This window comes from Streptomyces tubercidicus, assembly GCF_027497495.1.
In the GTDB taxonomy this organism is placed as follows: Bacteria; Actinomycetota; Actinomycetes; order Streptomycetales; family Streptomycetaceae; genus Streptomyces; species Streptomyces tubercidicus.
The window spans coordinates 556,222-572,650 of sequence record NZ_CP114205.1 but is presented as its reverse complement, the minus strand read 5'-3'; the positions used below and the strand labels follow the sequence as shown (position 1 = coordinate 572,650).

The following is a 16,429-nucleotide window of genomic DNA, read 5'->3' as shown; positions in this document are numbered from 1 at the left end:
CGGTGACGTATGACAACGATGCCGTGCGCGCGGTGCTGGACGCGGCCCGCGCCGAGGGGCGCGCGGCACTGACCGCTCCTGAGGGGAAGCGGATCACCGACGCGTACGGCATCCCGACCCCGGCCGAGGGGCTGGCGGAGTCCGCCGACGAGGCGGTGGCGCTCGCCGACCGGATCGGCTTCCCTGTCGTCCTCAAGATCGTGTCCCCGGACATCCTGCACAAGACCGACGCGGGCGGGGTCCGGGTGGGGCTGACGTCCTGCGCCGAGGTGCGGGGCGCGTTCACCGCGATCGTCGACAACGCCCGCTCCTACGACCCGAAGGCCCGGATCCAGGGCGTCCAGGTGCAGCAGATGATCCCGGACGGCGGCCAGGAGGTCATCGTCGGCGCGGTCACCGACCCCACCTTCGGGAAGGTGGTGGCGTTCGGGCTCGGCGGGGTGCTGGTGGAGGTGCTGAAGGACATCACCTTCCGGCTGGCCCCGGCCACCGAGGACGAGGCGCTGTCGATGCTGGACGGGATCCGCGCCGCCGAGGTGCTGCGCGGGGTGCGCGGCGGGGAGGCAGTGGACCGCGCGGCGCTCGCCGACCTGATCGTGCGGGTCTCCCGGCTGGTGACGGACTTCCCGGAGATCACGGAGGCCGATCTCAACCCGGTGTTCGCCACCGGGAGCGGGGTGCTCGCCGCCGATGTGCGCCTGCTGATCGGGGACCCCGCCCCGCAGGAGCGCCGCCGCTACTCGCGCGAGGAGATCCTGGGCGCGATGCGCCGGCTGATGCAGCCGCGCTCGGTGGCGGTGGTGGGGGCCTCCAACGAGCCGGGGAAGATCGGCAATTCGGTGATGCGCAACCTCATCGACGGTGGCTTCTCCGGGGAGATCCACCCGGTGAACCCCAAAGCCGATGACATCCTGGGCCGTAAGGCGTACAAGAGCGTCACGGATATCCCCGGCGAGGTGGATGTGGCGGTGTTCGCGATCCCCGCGAAGTTCGTGCCCGCCGCGCTGGAGGAGGTCGGCCGCAAGGGCATCCCGAACGCCGTGCTGATCCCGTCCGGCTTCGCCGAGACCGGTGAACACGAGCTTCAGCGGCGGATCGTGGAGATCGCCGAGGAGCACGGGGTGCGGGTGCTGGGGCCGAACATCTACGGCTACTACTCGACCTGGCAGGACCTGTGCGCCACCTTCTGCACTCCGTACGACGTGAAGGGGCCGGTGGCGCTCACCTCGCAGTCCGGTGGCATCGGGATGGCGATCCTGGGCTTTGCCCGGACGACCAAGACCGGTGTCTCGGCGATCGTCGGCCTCGGCAACAAGTCGGATGTGGACGAGGACGACCTGCTCACCTGGTTCGGCGAGGACGACCACACCCAGTGCATCGCGATGCACCTGGAGGACCTCAAGGACGGCCGCGCCTTCGTGGAGGCGGCGCGGGCCACGGTGCCCAGGAAGCCGGTGGTGGTCCTCAAGGCGGGCCGTACGGCGGCGGGCGCCAAAGCGGCCGGCTCCCACACCGGCGCGCTGGCCGGGGACGACGCGGTCTACGACGACATCCTCCGGCAGGCCGGGGTGATCCGGGCGCCCGGTCTCAACGAGATGCTGGAGTACGCGCGGGCGCTGCCCGTGCTGCCCACACCCCAGGGGGACAACGTTGTCGTCATTACCGGCGCCGGGGGCTCGGGGGTGCTGCTGTCGGACGCGATCGTCGACAACGGGCTGTCCCTGATGGAGATCCCCGACGACCTGGACGCCGCCTTCCGCCGCTTCATCCCGCCGTTCGGCGCGGCCGGGAACCCGGTGGACATCACCGGCGGCGAACCGCCGTCCACCTACGAGGCGACCATCCGGCTGGGCCTGGAGGATCCGCGGATCCACGCCCTGGTCCTGGGCTACTGGCACACCATCGTCACGCCGCCGATGGTGTTCGCCGAGCTGACCGCGCGGGTCGTCGAGGAGTTCCGCGCGCGGGGCATCAGCAAGCCGGTGGTGGCCTCGCTCGCGGGCGACACCGAGGTCGAGGAGGCGTGCGCGTACCTCTTCGAGCGCGGGGTCGTGGCGTATCCGTACACCACCGAGAAGCCGGTGGCCGTCCTGGGCGCCAAGTACCGCTGGGCCAGGTCCGCGGGGCTGCTCACCTAGCGACCCACGTTTCCCGGAGCACGAAGAGATAGGGACAGGGGGCGCGGGGCGCTGGCCGGGCTCCTTCGAAGCCAAGGGGACGACATGAGCACAGCAGAACGACCGGACGGGGTTCTCCCCTTCCGTGAAGTGCAGGACAGCAAGGGGCGCACGTACCGCATCGGCGAGACCGACCGCGACATCCTGGGCCACAGCCGGAAGTTGATGGTCTATCTGCCGTGGATCGCGATGATGGCCATCAGCGTGTCCGAGTACGCGTTCGGCTCGGCGGAGGACACGCTCTCGGAGGCGCACGGCTGGACCCAGAGCAACACCTTCTGGATCCTGAGCGTCTGGGTGTTCTTCCAGGCAGGCATCGCCTTCCCCGCCGGGTGGTTACGGGAGAAGGGGATCCTGACCGCCCGCAGAGCGATGTTCCTGGGAGCCGGGCTGTGTCTGATCGGTTTCCTGGCCCTCTCCCACGTCGACAACGTCTTCGGAGCGATCCTCGGCTTCGGCGTCGTCGGCGGGCTCGGCTCCGGGTTCGTCTACGCCACCTGCATCAACATGGTGGGCAAGTGGTTCCCGGAACGGCGCGGGGCGAAGACGGGGTTCGTCAACGGGGGGTTCGCCTACGGCTCGTTGCCGTTCATCTTCATCTTCAACTACTGGTTCGACACGAGTGACTTCGACGAGATCCTGGACCTCATCGGGGTCTACATGCTGGTCATCGTGGGGGGCTCCGCCTGCTTCTTCAAGGACCCGCCGAAGAACTGGTGGCCCGCCGGTATCGACCCGCTGAGCTACCACGGCAACGACAAGAGCGCGGCGAGCCTGGCGAAGAACCCTCCGGCGGTGCGGCAGTACACGCCCAAGGAGGCCATCAAGACCGGGATGCTGCCGCTGATGTGGGTCTCCCTGGTGCTCACCGCCGGGGTGTCGATCTTCGGGATCTCCTTCCAGGTCGACTACGCCAAGGACGTGGGCTTCGGCCCGCTGGTCGCGGCCTCGTCCATGGGCGTCATGGCCGTCATCAACGGTGTCGGACGCGGTGTCGTGGGCTGGCTGTCGGACCTGTGGGGCCGGAAGAGCACCCTGGTGTTCGTCATCGTGGTGCTGGGCCTCGCCCAGTTCGGGGTGATCTGGGCCGGCGACATCCACAACGAGGCGCTGTTCCTCTTCTTCGCCTTCCTCTCCGGATTCGGCGGCGGCGCCTTCTATCCGATGTTCGCGGCGCTGACCCCGGACTACTTCGGTGAGAACTACAACGCCACCAACTACGGCCTGGTGTACAGCGGAAAGCTGATCAGCGGGCTGTTCGGCGGCGGCCTCGGCTCGATGGTCGTCGACTCCTGGGGCTACGACGGCGCGTACGCGCTCGCCGGCGGCATCTCCATGGTGGCGGCCGCGGTGGCCCTGCTGCTGCGGCCGCCCGGCCGGCCGCGGATGCGGGACATCGACCCGAACCCGCAGCCGATCAGCCGCGAGGCCGTCTAGCCGCGCGGCGAGGGGCCTCGCGCCAAAAGACCGCCCCGACGTCCACCATCCGGTGGCCGTCGGGGACGGTTTCGTCAGGACCGCTCGCGTTCGTGGTAGGTGCGGCGGGTGTGTTCGGTGTGGGCGCGCATGACCGCGGTGGCGCGGTGTGCGTCGCCGGCGTCGATGGCCGCGATCAGCTCGCGGTGCTCGGTCCAGGACTGCTTGCCGCGCTGACGGGCGATCGGGGTGTAGTACCAGCGGACCCTGCGGTCCACCTGGGCGGCCAGCTCGGACAGCACCGCGTTTCCGGCGAGTTCCATCACCTTGGCGTGGAATTCGGCGTTCGCCACGACCGCGCCGTCCACATCGTCGTCCAGCACCGCACGCTCACCCTTGGCGCAGAGGTCCTCCAGCGCGGCGACGCCGGCCGCGTCGGCCCCTGCGGCGGCCAGCCCGGCGGCCTCGGCTTCGAGGAGGGTGCGCACCGTAAGGAGCTGGTCGGCCTCCTCCTCCGTGGGCTCATGGACGAACGCGCCCTGTGCGGGCCGCAGATCGACCCAGCCTTCGGTGTTGAGCCGCTGCAGCGCCTCGCGTACCGGCTGACGGGAGACTCCGAGCTGCCCGGCGAGCTCGCCCTCGACGAGGTGCTGACCGGGGCGAAGGGCGCGGGTGGTGATGAGTTCGAGCAGTGCCTCGTAGACGCGCTCGCGGAGCGGTCCGGGCCGCTCCAGCTTCGGTACCGCGCCCTGCGGGAGTCCCTTGGACAGCATGTCGCCCCCTCTGGCTCGTCGTTCACTGGATGCAGAATAATGATTATTGTCTACAGTTTACCTTGGTTTACCTTCCCACGTCACTGACCAGCAGGCTTACGTCGCGGCTTGGTGCGCCGGGAGTCCGGCCGGGGCACCCGTCATATTTCGGCAACCCGGCCGAAAACCCTTGACGTCTCTCCGAACGCGTTCCTAACATCGCCGGGCAGTTGCAGTTCCAACTCTGCACTTGCTGCGGTGCACTCCGCAGTGCTTTGACAGGCATAGACATAGACCACCTGTCGGTGGTTTCGTCATGCCTGTTTTGTGCTCCCCGTGCCACCGATGGGTCTTCCTCAAAGAGGTGGATCATGGCACAACGTCCGGGCGTCAAGGGCGCCGCCGACGTCGTTGCGCTCATCGATGGGCTGGGAAGGATCGCTGGCCGGGCGCGCATCATCTGGTTCCTCGTGTTCGGCGGGCTGTTCCTCGACGCCTACTCCAACGCGGCACTGAGCGCCGGTCTGGGGCCGATGACGTCCCAGATGGAGCTCACGACCACTCAGGTCTCGATCCTCACGGCCACCGCTCCGGCCCTGGCGATCATCTTCAACCCGGTCGGCGGCTGGCTCGCCACCCGCATCGGCCGCGTTCCCCCGCTGCTCATCGCCAAGGTGTTCGCGATCGCGGGCGCGCTGTTCGCCGCGTTCGCCGGTGACTTCAACACCGTCTGGCTCGGCCGGATCCTGGTGGGTGTCGCGTACGGCATCGACTTCGCGGTCGCCATGGCCCTGCTCGCCGAGTACACGCCCGCGAAGCTGGGCGGCCGGCTGAACCTGTGGCAGGCCGTCTGGTACGTCGCCACCACCAGCAACCTGGCCCTGGCCCTGGTCTTCTTCCACCTGAACGTGGGCAGCGACATCTGGCGCTGGTCGGTCGGTTCGGCCTCGGTCGTCGCCGTCGCGCTCCTCCTGGGCCAAGCGCTGATGCTCAAGGAGAGCCCCACCTGGCTGGCCAGTAAGGGACGGCTCGACGAGTCGGTCGCCAACCTGGACAGGATCTACGGGATCAAGGCCGTCGCCGGCAACCCCGATGAGACGACTCGTACCGCAGTCGAAGCGCCCGCCGTCGGGTTCCGTCAGGCCGGGCTGCTGTTCAAGGGCGAGTACCTGCCGCGCACGATCCTGTCCTCGGTGATCTCGCTCGGACAGTCGATGCAGTACTTCGCGGTCGGCTGGTACCTCCCGCTGATCAGTCTGGCGATCTTCGGAGAGAGCTTCGAGAAGGCCACGGTGGGGTCGATGGTGTTCAACGCCTTCGGTATCGGGGGCGGGCTGCTCTCCGCCTACTTCGGTCGCCGCCTCGGACTGCGGCTCAGCTCCGCCGCCGGTTTCGCCGGAGTGTTCGTGGCTCTGGTGGCGATGGGGCTGACCTTCGAGAAGGTGCCCACGGCCGTGGCGTTCCTGCTGCCGGTGCTGTTCATCCTCTGCCACTCGGCGGGCCCCGGGGCCAACGGCAAGTCCATCGCCGCGCTCTCCTACAGCAGCGATGTCCGCGCGCTGGGTACCGGTGTCACCGGGATGGTCGGCAGCTTCGGCAGTGTCGTCGGGCTGTATGTGTTCCCGCAGATCAAGGACTCGCTCGGGCTCGCGGACACCTTCCTGGCGCTCTCGATCGTGCCGCTGCTCGGCCTGATCACCTGTCTGGTGATCAAGTGGGACCCGACGAAGGCCGCCTCGCCCGACGAGGAGGCCGGACCGGGCCGCGACACCGCCGTGCAAGGCGCCGTGGCCGCCCACTGACCCGCCCCACAGGGTCCCCCTCCCCGCCGTATCCCACCATCCCACCATCCCTCCCTCCGTCCGGCTCGCTCGCGATGCCTGCCGTGAGTCAAGGAAAGGGCTGCCATGACGCAGACGTTCCCCGGCGCCGCCCCACGGCGCGGTGTGCTGTCGATCGACGAGGGCACCACCGGCACCCGGTCCGGAGTCGTCCTCGACTCGGGCGCCGCCTCGGAGGTGTTCTACCGGTCGATCAGGGTCAGTCACCCCGACGAACTCTCGGTCGAACAGGACCCGATGGAGATCTGGACGGCCACCATCGAGGTGGCACGCCGGGCCGTTGGCCGGGCGGGGGAGGAGGGCATCGAGATCGCCGCGGTCGCGCTGTCCACCCAGCGGGCCACGGCGATGCTGTGGGACCGGGTCACCGGAAAGCCGCTGCTGCCCGCGGTGGTGTGGCAGGACCGGCGGTACACGCACGAACTCACCGCGTACGAGGCGGAGTGGGACGCCGCCCTGCTGGCCCGGCAGGGCCGGCCGGTCGGCGCCCGCTCCCCGTTCCTGTGGGCCGCCCGGCAGATCGCCGCCCACCCGGAGGTCGCCGCGGCGCACCGGGCGGGACGGCTGCTGTTCGGCACCGTCGACACCTGGCTGATCTGGCGCCTGACCGGCGGCGCCGTGCACGCCACCACCCCCACCAACGCCGCGTCCACCGGCGGCTACCTGCTGGAGCGGCACGCCTGGGACGAGGAATGGATCGGCCACCTCGGCTTCCCCCTCGACCTGCTGCCCGAACTCCGCTCCGACGACGCCGGATTCGGCACCACCGACCCGGACGCCCTCGGCATCGCCGTCCCGCTGACCGCCTCCATGGGTGACCAGCACGCCGCACTCGTCGGTCTGGGCGGCCTCGCCACCGGGCAGGGCATGTGCGTATACGGCACCGGCGCCTTCGTCGACGCGGCGACCGGCACCACACCCGCCCTGCCCCGGCCGGACCTGACCGGGGTGGTCGCCCAGCCCGGCCGCCGGCAGGGCGACATCAGCCACTACAGCCTGGAGGCGTACACCTCCACCGCGGGGTCGGCGCTGCGCTGGCTCTGCGACGACCTGGGGCTGTTCGCCTCGCCGAAGGAGCTTTGCGAGCAAGCCGGTCTGGTCCCCACCCGGCCGGGCCGCACCCCGCGTTTCGTCCCCGCGCTCGCCGGTGTCCGTACGCCGGTCTGGCATCCGGAGGCCACCGCCGCCCTCACCGGGCTCACCCTCGCCACCACCCGCGCCGACCTCGCCCGTGCCGTGGTCGACGGGATCGCGCACTCGGTGTGCGACCTGATCGACGCCGTCGCCGGCACCATGGGCAACCCGTTCGCCCGCCTCCGCGTCGGCGGCGGCGTCTCCGGCGGCGACCCGCTGATGCAGATCCAGGCAGACCTGACCGGCCTGCCACTGGAAAGGGTGACCGACTCCGCCACCGCCAGCCTGCGCGGCACCGCCTATCTGGCCGGCGTCGCGCAGGGCCTGTGGTCCTCGCTCGAAGAGGTCGTCGAGGCACAGCCGCGCGGCCAGATCTTCGAGCCGTCGATCACGGAAGCGGAGCGCAGCGCTCAGCGAGCGGCCTGGCGCGAGGTGTTGCGAGCCCATCTGAACGACCCCGCGCTGCTCCCGCTGCGCGAACCCCGAACCCCCCACTGACAGCCCCCGGCCGCCGCGCCGCGGCCCGCACCCGACACCGGGGCTGCCACACCGAAACACCAGGAGTTGATGTTGTGATCACCATGCCCGCCCGGAAACCGCGGCGCACTGCCGCGGCGACCCGCCGCACACCGCTGCTGCTCGATCGGGCCGACCAGAAGCGCCAACTGGCCGACAACACCTACGACGTGCTGGTCATCGGCGGCGGCGTCACCGGGGCGTACGCCGTGCTCGACGCCGTCTCACGGGGTCTGAGCGCGGCGCTGGTCGAGAAGGACGACTTCGCCTCCGGCACCTCGTCGAAGTCGTCGAAGATGGTGCACGGCGGCCTGCGCTACATCGAGCAGGGCAACATCAACCTGGTCCGTCACTCGCTCCTTGAGCGCCACCGGTTCCGCAAGAACGCACCGCACCTGGTGCACCGGCTGCCGTTCCTCTTCCCGATCCTGGAGAAGGAAGGCGTCCTCGACGCCCGTCTGGCCAAGGGCTTCGAGGGTCTGCTGTGGACGTACGACCTGGTCGGCGGATGGCGGATCGGCAAGCTGCACCAGCGGCTCACGGTCCCCGAGGTCCTCGCCCAGGCGCCGACGCTCCGCGCGGAGCACCTCAAGGGCGGGCTGGTGTACTTCGACGCCCGCACCGACGACGCCCGCCTCGTCCTCACCATCCTCCGCACCGCCGCCGCGCTCGGCGCGACGGTCCTCAACGGGGCGAAGGCCGAGAGCCTGCTGATGGAGGGCGGCAAGGTGGCCGGTGCCCGGGTCTCGGCGGACGGCGACACCCTCGACATCCGCGCGCGGGCCGTGGTCAACGCCACCGGGGTGTGGTCCGACGAACTCGACGCGAAGGCCGACGACGGCCACTCGCCGCGGGTGCGGCCCGCCAAGGGCGTCCACATCGTGGTGCCGTGGGACAAGGTGCGGATCAACTGCACGGTGACCGTGCCGATCCCCGGCCGGGCCCGCCGCGCGACCTGCACCCGCTGGGGCAACCGCGTGGTGCTGGGCACCACCGACGAGGACTACCAGGGCTCCGCCGACGACGTGCACTGCACCCGCGAGGAGATGAACTTCCTGCTGGAGGGCGCCAACACCGCCTTCGAGGGGAAGCTCACCCCGGACGACGTGGTCGGCTCCATCGGCGGTCTGCGGCCGCTGGTCGGCAGCAAGGAGGGGGCCACCCTCGACATGAGCCGCGACCACCACATCACCATCGGCCGCACCAACATGGTGACGGTGACCGGCGGCAAGCTCACCACCAGCCGGCACATGGGCGAACTCATCATCGACAAGGTGATGAAGGTCCTCGGCCGCACGGCGAAGAGCCGCACCACCCACCTCCCGCTCCTGGGCGGCGCAGGTTACGACGCCGAGGCCGTCGCCGCATCCGGCGGCATCGCCGCCCACCTGGGTGAACGCTATGGCACCGAGGCCCGGTTCGTCGGCGATCTCATCCAGGACGACCCCTCGCTGGCCGAGCCGATCGTCGCGGGACTCGCCTACACGAAGGCGGAGGTCGTCTACGCGGCCCGAGCCGAGCTGGCCCGTTCGGTCGACGACGTCCTCTCCCGCCGCACCCGCGCCCGGCTGTTCGGCCGGGACGCCTCCGCCGACGCCGCCGAGGCCGTCGGCGCGATCCTCGGCCGGGAACTGAACCTCACGGAGGCGGAGGTCGAGCGCTCGGTCGCCGAGTACCTCGCAGCCGTCCGTCACGAAAAGTCCGTACTCCTCGAAGGGACCGCAGCATGATCAGCCGTCAGACCATCACCCACCCGTTCAACCGGGGCAACTACACCATCGGTGCCCCCAGCCCCAGCAAGTGGGCGCGCAACACCCCGGTCGGCGACGGCGAGGCCGCGCTCCAGGTCGACCCGGTCGCGGTCCCCGATGCCGTCGTCGAGGCGCTGCGCGAGGCCGCGCAGGCGGTGTACACCTCCCGCGACGAGGTGGTCACCCGGACCCGTGACTGGTGGGCCGGTTCGATGATCGGCGAGACCGAGGGCCGCCCCGCGACCCCGGACGCCGTGTTCGTCGAGGCCGCCGACGCCGACCAGGTCGCGGCCGTGCTGCGGATCTGCCACGAGGCGGGCATCCCGGTCACCCCGTCCGCGGGCCGCTCCAACGTCACCGGCGCCGCGCTGCCCGTCTTCGGCGGTGTCGTCCTGGACGTGTGCGGACTCAACCAGATCACCGGCTTCGACGCCGAGTCGAACGTCGTGGACGTCCAGGCCGGCATGTTCGGCGACCTCTTCGAAAAGCAGCTCCAGGAGGAGTACGGCGTCACCACCGGCCACTGGCCGTCCGCGTTCGCCGTCTCCACTGTCGGCGGCTGGATCGCCTGCCGCGGCGCCGGCCAGCTCTCCACCCGCTACGGCAAGATCGAGGACATGGTCATCGGCGTCGACGTCGTGCACGCCGACGGTACCCGGGCCACCTACGGCGACTACGCCCGCGCCGCGGTCGGCCCGGACCTGCGCCAGCTGTTCATCGGCTCCGAGGGCACCCTCGGCGTCATCGTCGCGGCCCGGCTGCGGGTCCACCCGCTGCCCGAGTACGCCTCCGCCGTGGCGTACGGATTCGAGAGCTTCGCCCAGGGCCTGGCGGCCTGCCGCCGGATCATGCAGCGTGGCGCCACCCCGGCCGTCCTGCGGCTGTACGACGCCCTGGAGTCGGGCACCCACTTCGGCCACCCGGAGACCAACCTGCTGCTCATCGCCGACGAGGGCGACCCCGCCATCGTCGACGCCTCGATCAAGGTGGCGAAGGAGGTCTGCGCGGAGTACGGCCCCGAACTGGACGGCCAGGCCGTCTTCGCGCGCTGGCTGGACGAGCGGATGCTGGTCGGCAAGTCCGCCGAGGGCTTCCAGCCGGGTCCGGGCTTCGTCGCCGACACTCTGGAGATGGCCGCGTCCTGGACCGACCTCCCGGTGATCTACGACGAGGTGGTCGCCGCGATCGAGGGGGTGGACGGCACCCTGGCCGCCTCGGCCCACCAGTCCCACGCGTACACCGACGGCGCCTGCGTCTACTTCTCGCTCCGCGGAGACGTGGCCCCCGAGTCCCGCCGCGACTGGTACCGCGCGGTGTGGGACGCGGCCAACGCCGTGCTCGTCAAGCACGGCGCGGCGCTCAGCCACCACCACGGCTGCGGTCTGCTGCGCGGCCCCTACATGGAAGAGTCCCTCGGGGCGGGCTTCGCGACGTTCGTCGCGGTGAAGAAGACCCTGGACCCGGCCGGCATCCTCAACCCTGGCAAGCTGGGCCTCCCCAGCCGCTTCGGCACGTCCCCGCTGAGCTGACCTCCGTCACGGCGCACCCCTCTTCCCCAGACAGGCCCTTGCCATGACTCCTTCCCTGTCCCGGTCCGGCGCCGCGCTCGACCCGCGGCTCACCTCGGCGCTCGCCGACATCCCGGTCGTCGCGTCGGTCGTCGGCACTCAGCCCGTGCGGCAGTTCCTGACCGCACCGGCCAAGGTGTGCATCGTCGCCTCGCTCACCGTGGGGCAGCTGCCACAGGTCCTGCCGGCGCTGGGCCGGGCGGGGAAGACCGTCTTCGTGAACGTGGACAGCAGCCCCGGCCTGGCCCAGGACCGGGGCGCGCTGGAGTTCATCAAGTCCATGGGCGCCCACGGCGTGGTCAGTACCCGGCTGTCCCTGACAGAGAAGGGCCGGCCGCTCGGCCTGCTGACGATGATGAAGGTGTTCGTCACCGACCGGTCCAATCTCCGCCGCTCCATGGACGCGGTCTCGCGCGGGGCGCCGGACCTGGTCGAAGTCATGCCCGCCCCGGTCATCGCCCGGATGAGCGCGCAGGCGAAGCGCGCGATGTCCCCGTCGGTCGCCGCGGGCTTCGTCGAGTCCCCCGCGGATGTGGCGCTGGCGCTGGCCCTCGGGTCCGTCGCCGCCGCCACCTCCGACCCCCGCCTCTGGCACCTGCGCCGGGACCAGCTGCCGCCGGTCCCGCCCGCCGCGCTGAAGAGGCCCACCGCACCACCCCAGGAGTAAGACCCCCATGTCATACGTCGTCGTCGCCCGCTACCGCACCAAGGAGGGCGAGGAGAACACCGTCCTCTCCCTGCTCGACACCGTGGCCGCCGCCTCCCGCCGGGAGCCGGGCAATCTCGCCTACCGCGTCCACCAGGGCATCGAGGACCCACGGACCGTCGTGCTGTACGAGGAGTACGGCTGCGAGGCCGACTTCACCGCCCACTGCGCCACACCGCACTTCCAGGACATCGTGCTCGGCATGATCGTCCCCCTGCTGGACAGCCGCGACGTGCTGCGCTGCGCCCCGCGCCCGGAGGTGCGGGCATGAAGACGCGTGCCGCGATACTGCGCAGGGTGTCGGCCGCCCGCCCCTACTCCGAGACCCGTCCGGTGGAGGTGGAGGAGCTGGAGCTGGGCGCACCCCGCGAGGGCGAGGTGCTGGTCCGTGTCGCGGCCGCCTCGCTCTGCCACTCCGACCTGTCGGTGGTCAACGGCGACCGGGTCCGCCCGCTGCCGATGGCGCTCGGTCACGAGGCGGTGGGCGTCGTCCAGGAGACCGGACCGGGCGTCAGCCGGGTCCGTCCCGGTGATCACGTCGCCATGGTCTTCGTGCCGAGCTGTGGCTTCTGCGCCGACTGCGCGGCCGGCCGGCCCGCGCTGTGCGCACAGGCCGCCGCATCGAACGGTTCGGGCGGGCTGCTGCACGGCCCGTCCCTGCTGACCGACGCCTCCGGCACCCCGGTCCACCACCAGCTGGGCGTCTCGGCGTTCTCCGAATACGCGGTGCTGGCCCAGGAGTCGGTGGTGCCGATCCCGAAGGACATCCCGTTCACGGTGGCATCGATGTTCGGCTGCGCGGTCCTGACCGGCGCCGGAGCCGTCATCAACACCGCCGCCCTGCGCCCCGGCCAGTCGGCGGTGGTCTACGGCCTGGGCGGAGTGGGCCTGTCCGCTGTACTGGGCGCCTGCGCGGCGGGCGCCTACCCCGTCATCGCCGTCGACCCGGTCCCCGAGAAGCGCGAACTGGCTCTCCAACTGGGCGCCACGCACGCCTACGACCCCGCTGAAGCCATCGACGCCGTACGTGAACTCACCGACGGCGGCGCCGAGTTGGCAGTGGAGGCGGTAGGCAGCCCCCGGGTGATGGCACAGTGCCTGACGGCTGTGGCCCGAGGCGGCAAGGTCGTCTCGGTCGGCCTCCCCGCCCCCGACCGGGTCCTGGAGGTCCCGGCCCTTGCCTTCGCGGGCGAAGGCAAGTCCCTCCTGGGCTCGTACATGGGCGACGCCGTCCCACGCCGCGACATCCCCCGATTCCTCGACCTGTGGCGAGCCGGCCTGATGCCCGTGGAGCGAATGCACACGGGCACTCTGCCGCTCGACGACATCAACACGGCCCTGGAGGAGCTGGCGTCGGGCCGGGCCATCCGCCAGGTCATTGATACGTCGGGCATGCTGACGGGCTGATCGGATGCCCCGGACCATCCGCCGGCAGCCCGGTCGTGGTCCCGGCTGACGGTCCGGGCGGGACCGAGATCGAGATCGACGGGCGGGCGGGGGAGGACGATACTGGAGTTTGAGGAGGTGCATCATGCGCAAGGTGATCGACTGCCGGGATTTCCCCAGCGAATCGGGATGCACGCTCACTATCTCCGGTGAGGAGGAGGAAGTGGTCCGCGCTGCCAGCGAACACGCCGTGTCCGTCCATGGACACACAGCGAGCGCCGAGCTGCGTGACCAGATCAGGGCCTCGCTCAAGAACGAGATGCCTCAGCACGCCTGAGCCCGCCCCCGCCGGCCGTCGCAGCGGTGCTGCCGCTCCGGCGGCCGGCGCCGCGTTGCCTCAGGTCAGGGACGTCGCGCTGAAGTCCTCCGGGACCAGTTGCAGCAGTTCCTCGCGGCTCGGTGCCGTGTGCCGGCTCAGGCGGCCGGCCTGGCGGGTCACGGGTGACTCGAAGACCTTGCGGGCGTAGCGGGCGTTGCCGAAGGAGCGGTCGCGTGCGGAGTGTGTGATCTACCCAGGGTAACTGCGCGACATCCACAGGACGTTGCCCCCGGCGATGACGCCGGGGAAACCCTCGAAGAAGGAAGCCCCGCCAACTCCTGCGAATGCCTGGGAACTTGACCCACCCGCCAGTAGCATCCCACCGCCCAGGAGCACGCCGCCCAAGCAGCCATCCTCGAACTCGAAAGGGTCTCCTGCATGCGCTTAGCCTCCCGCGTCGCCCCCGCCGCCCTTGCCGTGGCCGCCCTCCTGCTCGGCGTCCTCCCCGCGCAGGCCCAGGCTCACCCCGAACGCGCCGCCGACCGCGCCCCCGACCGGGTCACGGTCGGTGACCGCACCTTCATCGCCGACGGCCAGGGCCGCGCGCTCCAGTGGCGCGGCTTCAACCTCGCCGACAAGAACAGCCGAGGCGCCAACGCGTTCGCCGACATCCACGAGAGCGACCTCAAGGACATGGCCGCCCGGGGCTTCAACCTCGCGCGCCTCGCGTTCTTCTGGGACGACCTCGAACCCACCCCCGGGCACTACGACCGCGGCTACCTCAGCAAGATGCGCCGCATCCTCGACTGGGCCAACCGCTACCACATCAAGGTCATCCTCGACGCCCACCAGGACGTATACGGACCCCACTTCGACTCCCGCGGCGTCCCCGACTGGGCGACCCGCGACGAGGGGCTGCCGTTCACGCACCGACCCGACGACTGGTTCTCCGAGTACTTCGAGCCATCCGTACAGGCCGCCTTTGACCACCTCTACAAGGACGCCGACCTCCGTGCCGCGCACGCTCGCATGTGGATGACGGTCGCCGCCGCCCTGGGCAGGCACCCGGCGCTGCTCGGCTACGACCTGATGAACGAGCCGTTCGCGAAGTTCCTCGAAGGCGAAGACCTCCCCACTGCCGCGGCCCGCTTCGAGGCCACCGAGCTCACCGAGCTGTGGAACCGCCTCGCCCATGCGATCCGCCTGGTCGACCACAGGTCGTGGGTATTCGTCGAACCAACCGTCATCGTCGGTCTCGGCGTTCCCACCCGGATGGGCCACATCGACGACCCGCACGCCGGCTACGCGCCGCACTTCTACGAGACCGGGATGGAAACGGGCGCCGACTACGACCCCAACGGCACCTTCATCCCCGCCTTCGAGGCCGCGATCAGCGACTACCCGACCCGTCACCGCATGCCGGTGATCGTGGGGGAGTGGGGCGGCAATCCCTACGTTCCGCACGCAAGCCAGTTCGTCACCGATATGACGGCCTCCCTGGACCGCTTCTCCAGCGGCTGGACGTGGTGGCAGTGGTGCCGGGGCGGCGGCTACTGCTTCCTCGACCAGACGGGCGCCGCGAAGCCCAACGCCCAACTGCTCGTCCAGCCGTACGCGCGAGCCGTCGCGGGCGACCCGCTCAGGTTCGCCTACGACCCGGCTACCCGCACCTACACGCTCACCTTCCGCACCCGCGACAACGCAGAGGGCCCCACCCGGATCACCGTGCCCAGGGACACCTACCCAGACGGCTACCGCGTCGACATCCAAGGCAGCAAGGCCAGTTGGGACGACCACGCCCAGACCGTCACCGTGCGCACCCACGGCAGGGCCGGAGCCACCTACCGGGTCACGATCAGCCCGAGGTAGCCCGCCCGACGGGAGGTACCACCTCTCCCGGCCGTCGCTCCAGCCGAGCCGCGCGGAAGGCGCCCGAAGGTCAAAAGCCCACCTCAGGCGCCTTTCTTCGTGCCTGCGCGTCGCCTCGACGCACGGCGGAAGCTCGAAGGTCCGCTGGTCTCGATCGATCGGACTCTCTCCGAGGTGCCCCGAGGCGTCTCGGGCCCCGTGGACGCCACCTCGCCGGGTGAGTACCTCAAGCGTGCCGTGAACGCGGTCGGCCCGGTCACCGCGGTCCGGCCTGGTTAGCCAGCGCTCCTCTCGCCTGGATGCGAAGGCAGATCCACCCCGCTTGGTCGTTGCCGATCCACCACTCCCAGTCAGCGCCCGAATCCCGCTCTATCACCTGGTTGCTCTGGTGAGTCAGCAGTCCAGGGAACTTGGTTCTGGAGCCCTCCTCCCCAGGCCGATGCCGAGTTCGGCCCGCAGTACCCGCAGCACCCGCAGCACGGCAACGCGTCACGCCAACGGGTTAGGTACCTGCAATGCGGATCTTGCACAGCACCACCCCGGTGATCTGGTCGAAAGGGAAGGGCCCCTTGTGACGGGAGTCGCGGCTGGCCTCACGGTGGTCACCGAGCACGAACACGTGTCCAAGGGGCACGACGCGGGGTATGAGGCCGGAGGTGGCGTGTGCTGGGTCGGTGGCGCGCAGGTGATGCGACACGTCGTCCCCGGGGAGCGCCACGACACGTTTGATCATGCAGGTGGCCACGGGGCGGCCCTCGATGGTGTCTTCCACGTCGTGGGAGCCGGGACCTGTGCGCAGCCGGATCGCGACGACCGCTCCTCGGCGTATGAGCCCTCTGGGTGCCCTGACCGCCAGCAGTCGGTCTCCGTCGCGGTAGGTGGGCATCATGCTGGGGCCGCTGACGTCAAGGAGAACGCACGTTCTTCGTACGAGGAATGCGGTGAGCATCATCGGGGCCACGATTGCTGCGGCAGTGGTCAACGGTGCGGGCAC

At 70.4% G+C, this 16,429-nt stretch carries 14 protein-coding genes and 1 pseudogene; 12 read left to right on the top strand and 3 right to left on the bottom strand.

Annotation, left to right across the window (positions count from 1 at the left end):
* Window positions 1–2: 2 nt before the first annotated feature.
* Window positions 3–2,138, top strand: coding sequence for an acetate--CoA ligase family protein (locus STRTU_RS02605; protein ID WP_159742035.1), 2,136 nt, complete (start codon window positions 3–5; stop codon window positions 2,136–2,138).
* A gap of 84 nt (window positions 2,139–2,222) precedes the next feature.
* Window positions 2,223–3,614: an OFA family MFS transporter gene (locus STRTU_RS02600; RefSeq protein ID WP_159742034.1), complete on the top strand. Its 1,392-nt coding sequence runs from the start codon at window positions 2,223–2,225 to the stop codon at window positions 3,612–3,614.
* A 74-nt stretch (window positions 3,615–3,688) separates the two neighbouring features.
* Here the strand turns inward: STRTU_RS02600 and STRTU_RS02595 are convergent, their stop codons facing one another.
* A complete protein-coding gene (locus STRTU_RS02595; protein ID WP_159742033.1) occupies window positions 3,689–4,366 on the bottom strand; it encodes a GntR family transcriptional regulator in 678 nt (225 codons plus the stop codon).
* Window positions 4,367–4,716: 350 nt separating this feature from the next.
* On the opposite strand from STRTU_RS02595, the gene STRTU_RS02590 reads away from it, so the two are divergent.
* The 8 genes from STRTU_RS02590 to STRTU_RS02555 all read left to right on the top strand — a co-directional run bounded on the left by STRTU_RS02590 (window position 4,717) and on the right by STRTU_RS02555 (window position 13,584).
* Window positions 4,717–6,147 (top strand): MFS transporter, encoded by a 1,431-nt coding sequence (locus STRTU_RS02590; RefSeq protein WP_159742032.1) that lies wholly within the window; start codon window positions 4,717–4,719, stop codon window positions 6,145–6,147.
* 105 nt (window positions 6,148–6,252) lie between these two features.
* Window positions 6,253–7,818, top strand: a complete 1,566-nt coding sequence (locus STRTU_RS02585; protein WP_159742031.1) for an FGGY family carbohydrate kinase — start codon at window positions 6,253–6,255, stop codon at window positions 7,816–7,818.
* 74 nt (window positions 7,819–7,892) lie between these two features.
* Window positions 7,893–9,566, top strand: coding sequence for a glycerol-3-phosphate dehydrogenase/oxidase (locus tag STRTU_RS02580; RefSeq protein ID WP_159742030.1), 1,674 nt, complete (start codon window positions 7,893–7,895; stop codon window positions 9,564–9,566).
* Complete coding sequence (locus tag STRTU_RS02575; RefSeq protein ID WP_159742029.1) at window positions 9,563–11,116, top strand: FAD-binding oxidoreductase; 1,554 nt, start codon at window positions 9,563–9,565, stop codon at window positions 11,114–11,116. The genes STRTU_RS02580 and STRTU_RS02575 overlap by 4 nt, the downstream gene beginning before the upstream one ends.
* A 43-nt stretch (window positions 11,117–11,159) precedes the next feature.
* Window positions 11,160–11,822 carry a glycerol-3-phosphate responsive antiterminator gene (locus STRTU_RS02570; protein ID WP_159742028.1) on the top strand — a complete coding sequence of 221 codons (663 nt, stop codon included), beginning with the start codon at window positions 11,160–11,162 and terminating at the stop codon, window positions 11,820–11,822.
* A 7-nt stretch (window positions 11,823–11,829) separates the two neighbouring features.
* Window positions 11,830–12,132, top strand: a complete 303-nt coding sequence (locus STRTU_RS02565) for a putative quinol monooxygenase (RefSeq protein WP_159742027.1) — start codon at window positions 11,830–11,832, stop codon at window positions 12,130–12,132.
* Window positions 12,129–13,268 carry a zinc-dependent alcohol dehydrogenase family protein gene (locus tag STRTU_RS02560; RefSeq protein ID WP_159742026.1) on the top strand — a complete coding sequence of 380 codons (1,140 nt, stop codon included), beginning with the start codon at window positions 12,129–12,131 and terminating at the stop codon, window positions 13,266–13,268. Before STRTU_RS02565 ends, STRTU_RS02560 begins: the two co-directional genes overlap by 4 nt.
* A gap of 124 nt (window positions 13,269–13,392) precedes the next feature.
* Window positions 13,393–13,584, top strand: coding sequence for a DUF1059 domain-containing protein (locus tag STRTU_RS02555; protein ID WP_159742025.1), 192 nt, complete (start codon window positions 13,393–13,395; stop codon window positions 13,582–13,584).
* A 60-nt stretch (window positions 13,585–13,644) separates the two neighbouring features.
* On the opposite strand, the pseudogene STRTU_RS02550 reads toward STRTU_RS02555, so the two are convergent.
* Window positions 13,645–13,800, bottom strand: a pseudogene (locus tag STRTU_RS02550) (hypothetical protein); the annotation flags it as partial.
* A 204-nt stretch (window positions 13,801–14,004) separates the two neighbouring features.
* Here STRTU_RS02550 and STRTU_RS02545 point away from each other — a divergent pair.
* Both STRTU_RS02545 and STRTU_RS02540 read left to right on the top strand, forming a co-directional pair.
* Window positions 14,005–15,435 (top strand): cellulase family glycosylhydrolase, encoded by a 1,431-nt coding sequence (locus tag STRTU_RS02545; protein WP_159742024.1) that lies wholly within the window; start codon window positions 14,005–14,007, stop codon window positions 15,433–15,435.
* 99 nt (window positions 15,436–15,534) lie between these two features.
* Window positions 15,535–15,714: a hypothetical protein gene (locus tag STRTU_RS02540; RefSeq protein WP_159742023.1), complete on the top strand. Its 180-nt coding sequence runs from the start codon at window positions 15,535–15,537 to the stop codon at window positions 15,712–15,714.
* A 223-nt stretch (window positions 15,715–15,937) separates the two neighbouring features.
* On the opposite strand, the gene STRTU_RS02535 is transcribed toward STRTU_RS02540, so the two are convergent.
* Window positions 15,938–16,429, bottom strand: coding sequence for a S26 family signal peptidase (locus tag STRTU_RS02535; protein WP_159742022.1), 492 nt, complete (start codon window positions 16,427–16,429; stop codon window positions 15,938–15,940).

What these genes read in the sequence shown, in the direction of transcription:
- STRTU_RS02600 (WP_159742034.1), top strand. Translation starts at nt 2,223, where the DNA reads ATGAGCACAGCAGAACGACCGGACGGGGTTCTCCCCTTCCGTGAAGTG.
- STRTU_RS02595 (WP_159742033.1), bottom strand. Translation starts at nt 4,366, where the DNA reads ATGCTGTCCAAGGGACTCCCGCAGGGCGCGGTACCGAAGCTGGAGCGG.
- STRTU_RS02590 (WP_159742032.1), top strand. Translation starts at nt 4,717, where the DNA reads ATGGCACAACGTCCGGGCGTCAAGGGCGCCGCCGACGTCGTTGCGCTC.
- STRTU_RS02585 (WP_159742031.1), top strand. Translation starts at nt 6,253, where the DNA reads ATGACGCAGACGTTCCCCGGCGCCGCCCCACGGCGCGGTGTGCTGTCG.
- STRTU_RS02575 (WP_159742029.1), top strand. Translation starts at nt 9,563, where the DNA reads ATGATCAGCCGTCAGACCATCACCCACCCGTTCAACCGGGGCAACTAC.
- STRTU_RS02570 (WP_159742028.1), top strand. Translation starts at nt 11,160, where the DNA reads ATGACTCCTTCCCTGTCCCGGTCCGGCGCCGCGCTCGACCCGCGGCTC.
- STRTU_RS02565 (WP_159742027.1), top strand. Translation starts at nt 11,830, where the DNA reads ATGTCATACGTCGTCGTCGCCCGCTACCGCACCAAGGAGGGCGAGGAG.
- STRTU_RS02560 (WP_159742026.1), top strand. Translation starts at nt 12,129, where the DNA reads ATGAAGACGCGTGCCGCGATACTGCGCAGGGTGTCGGCCGCCCGCCCC.
- STRTU_RS02555 (WP_159742025.1), top strand. Translation starts at nt 13,393, where the DNA reads ATGCGCAAGGTGATCGACTGCCGGGATTTCCCCAGCGAATCGGGATGC.
- STRTU_RS02545 (WP_159742024.1), top strand. Translation starts at nt 14,005, where the DNA reads ATGCGCTTAGCCTCCCGCGTCGCCCCCGCCGCCCTTGCCGTGGCCGCC.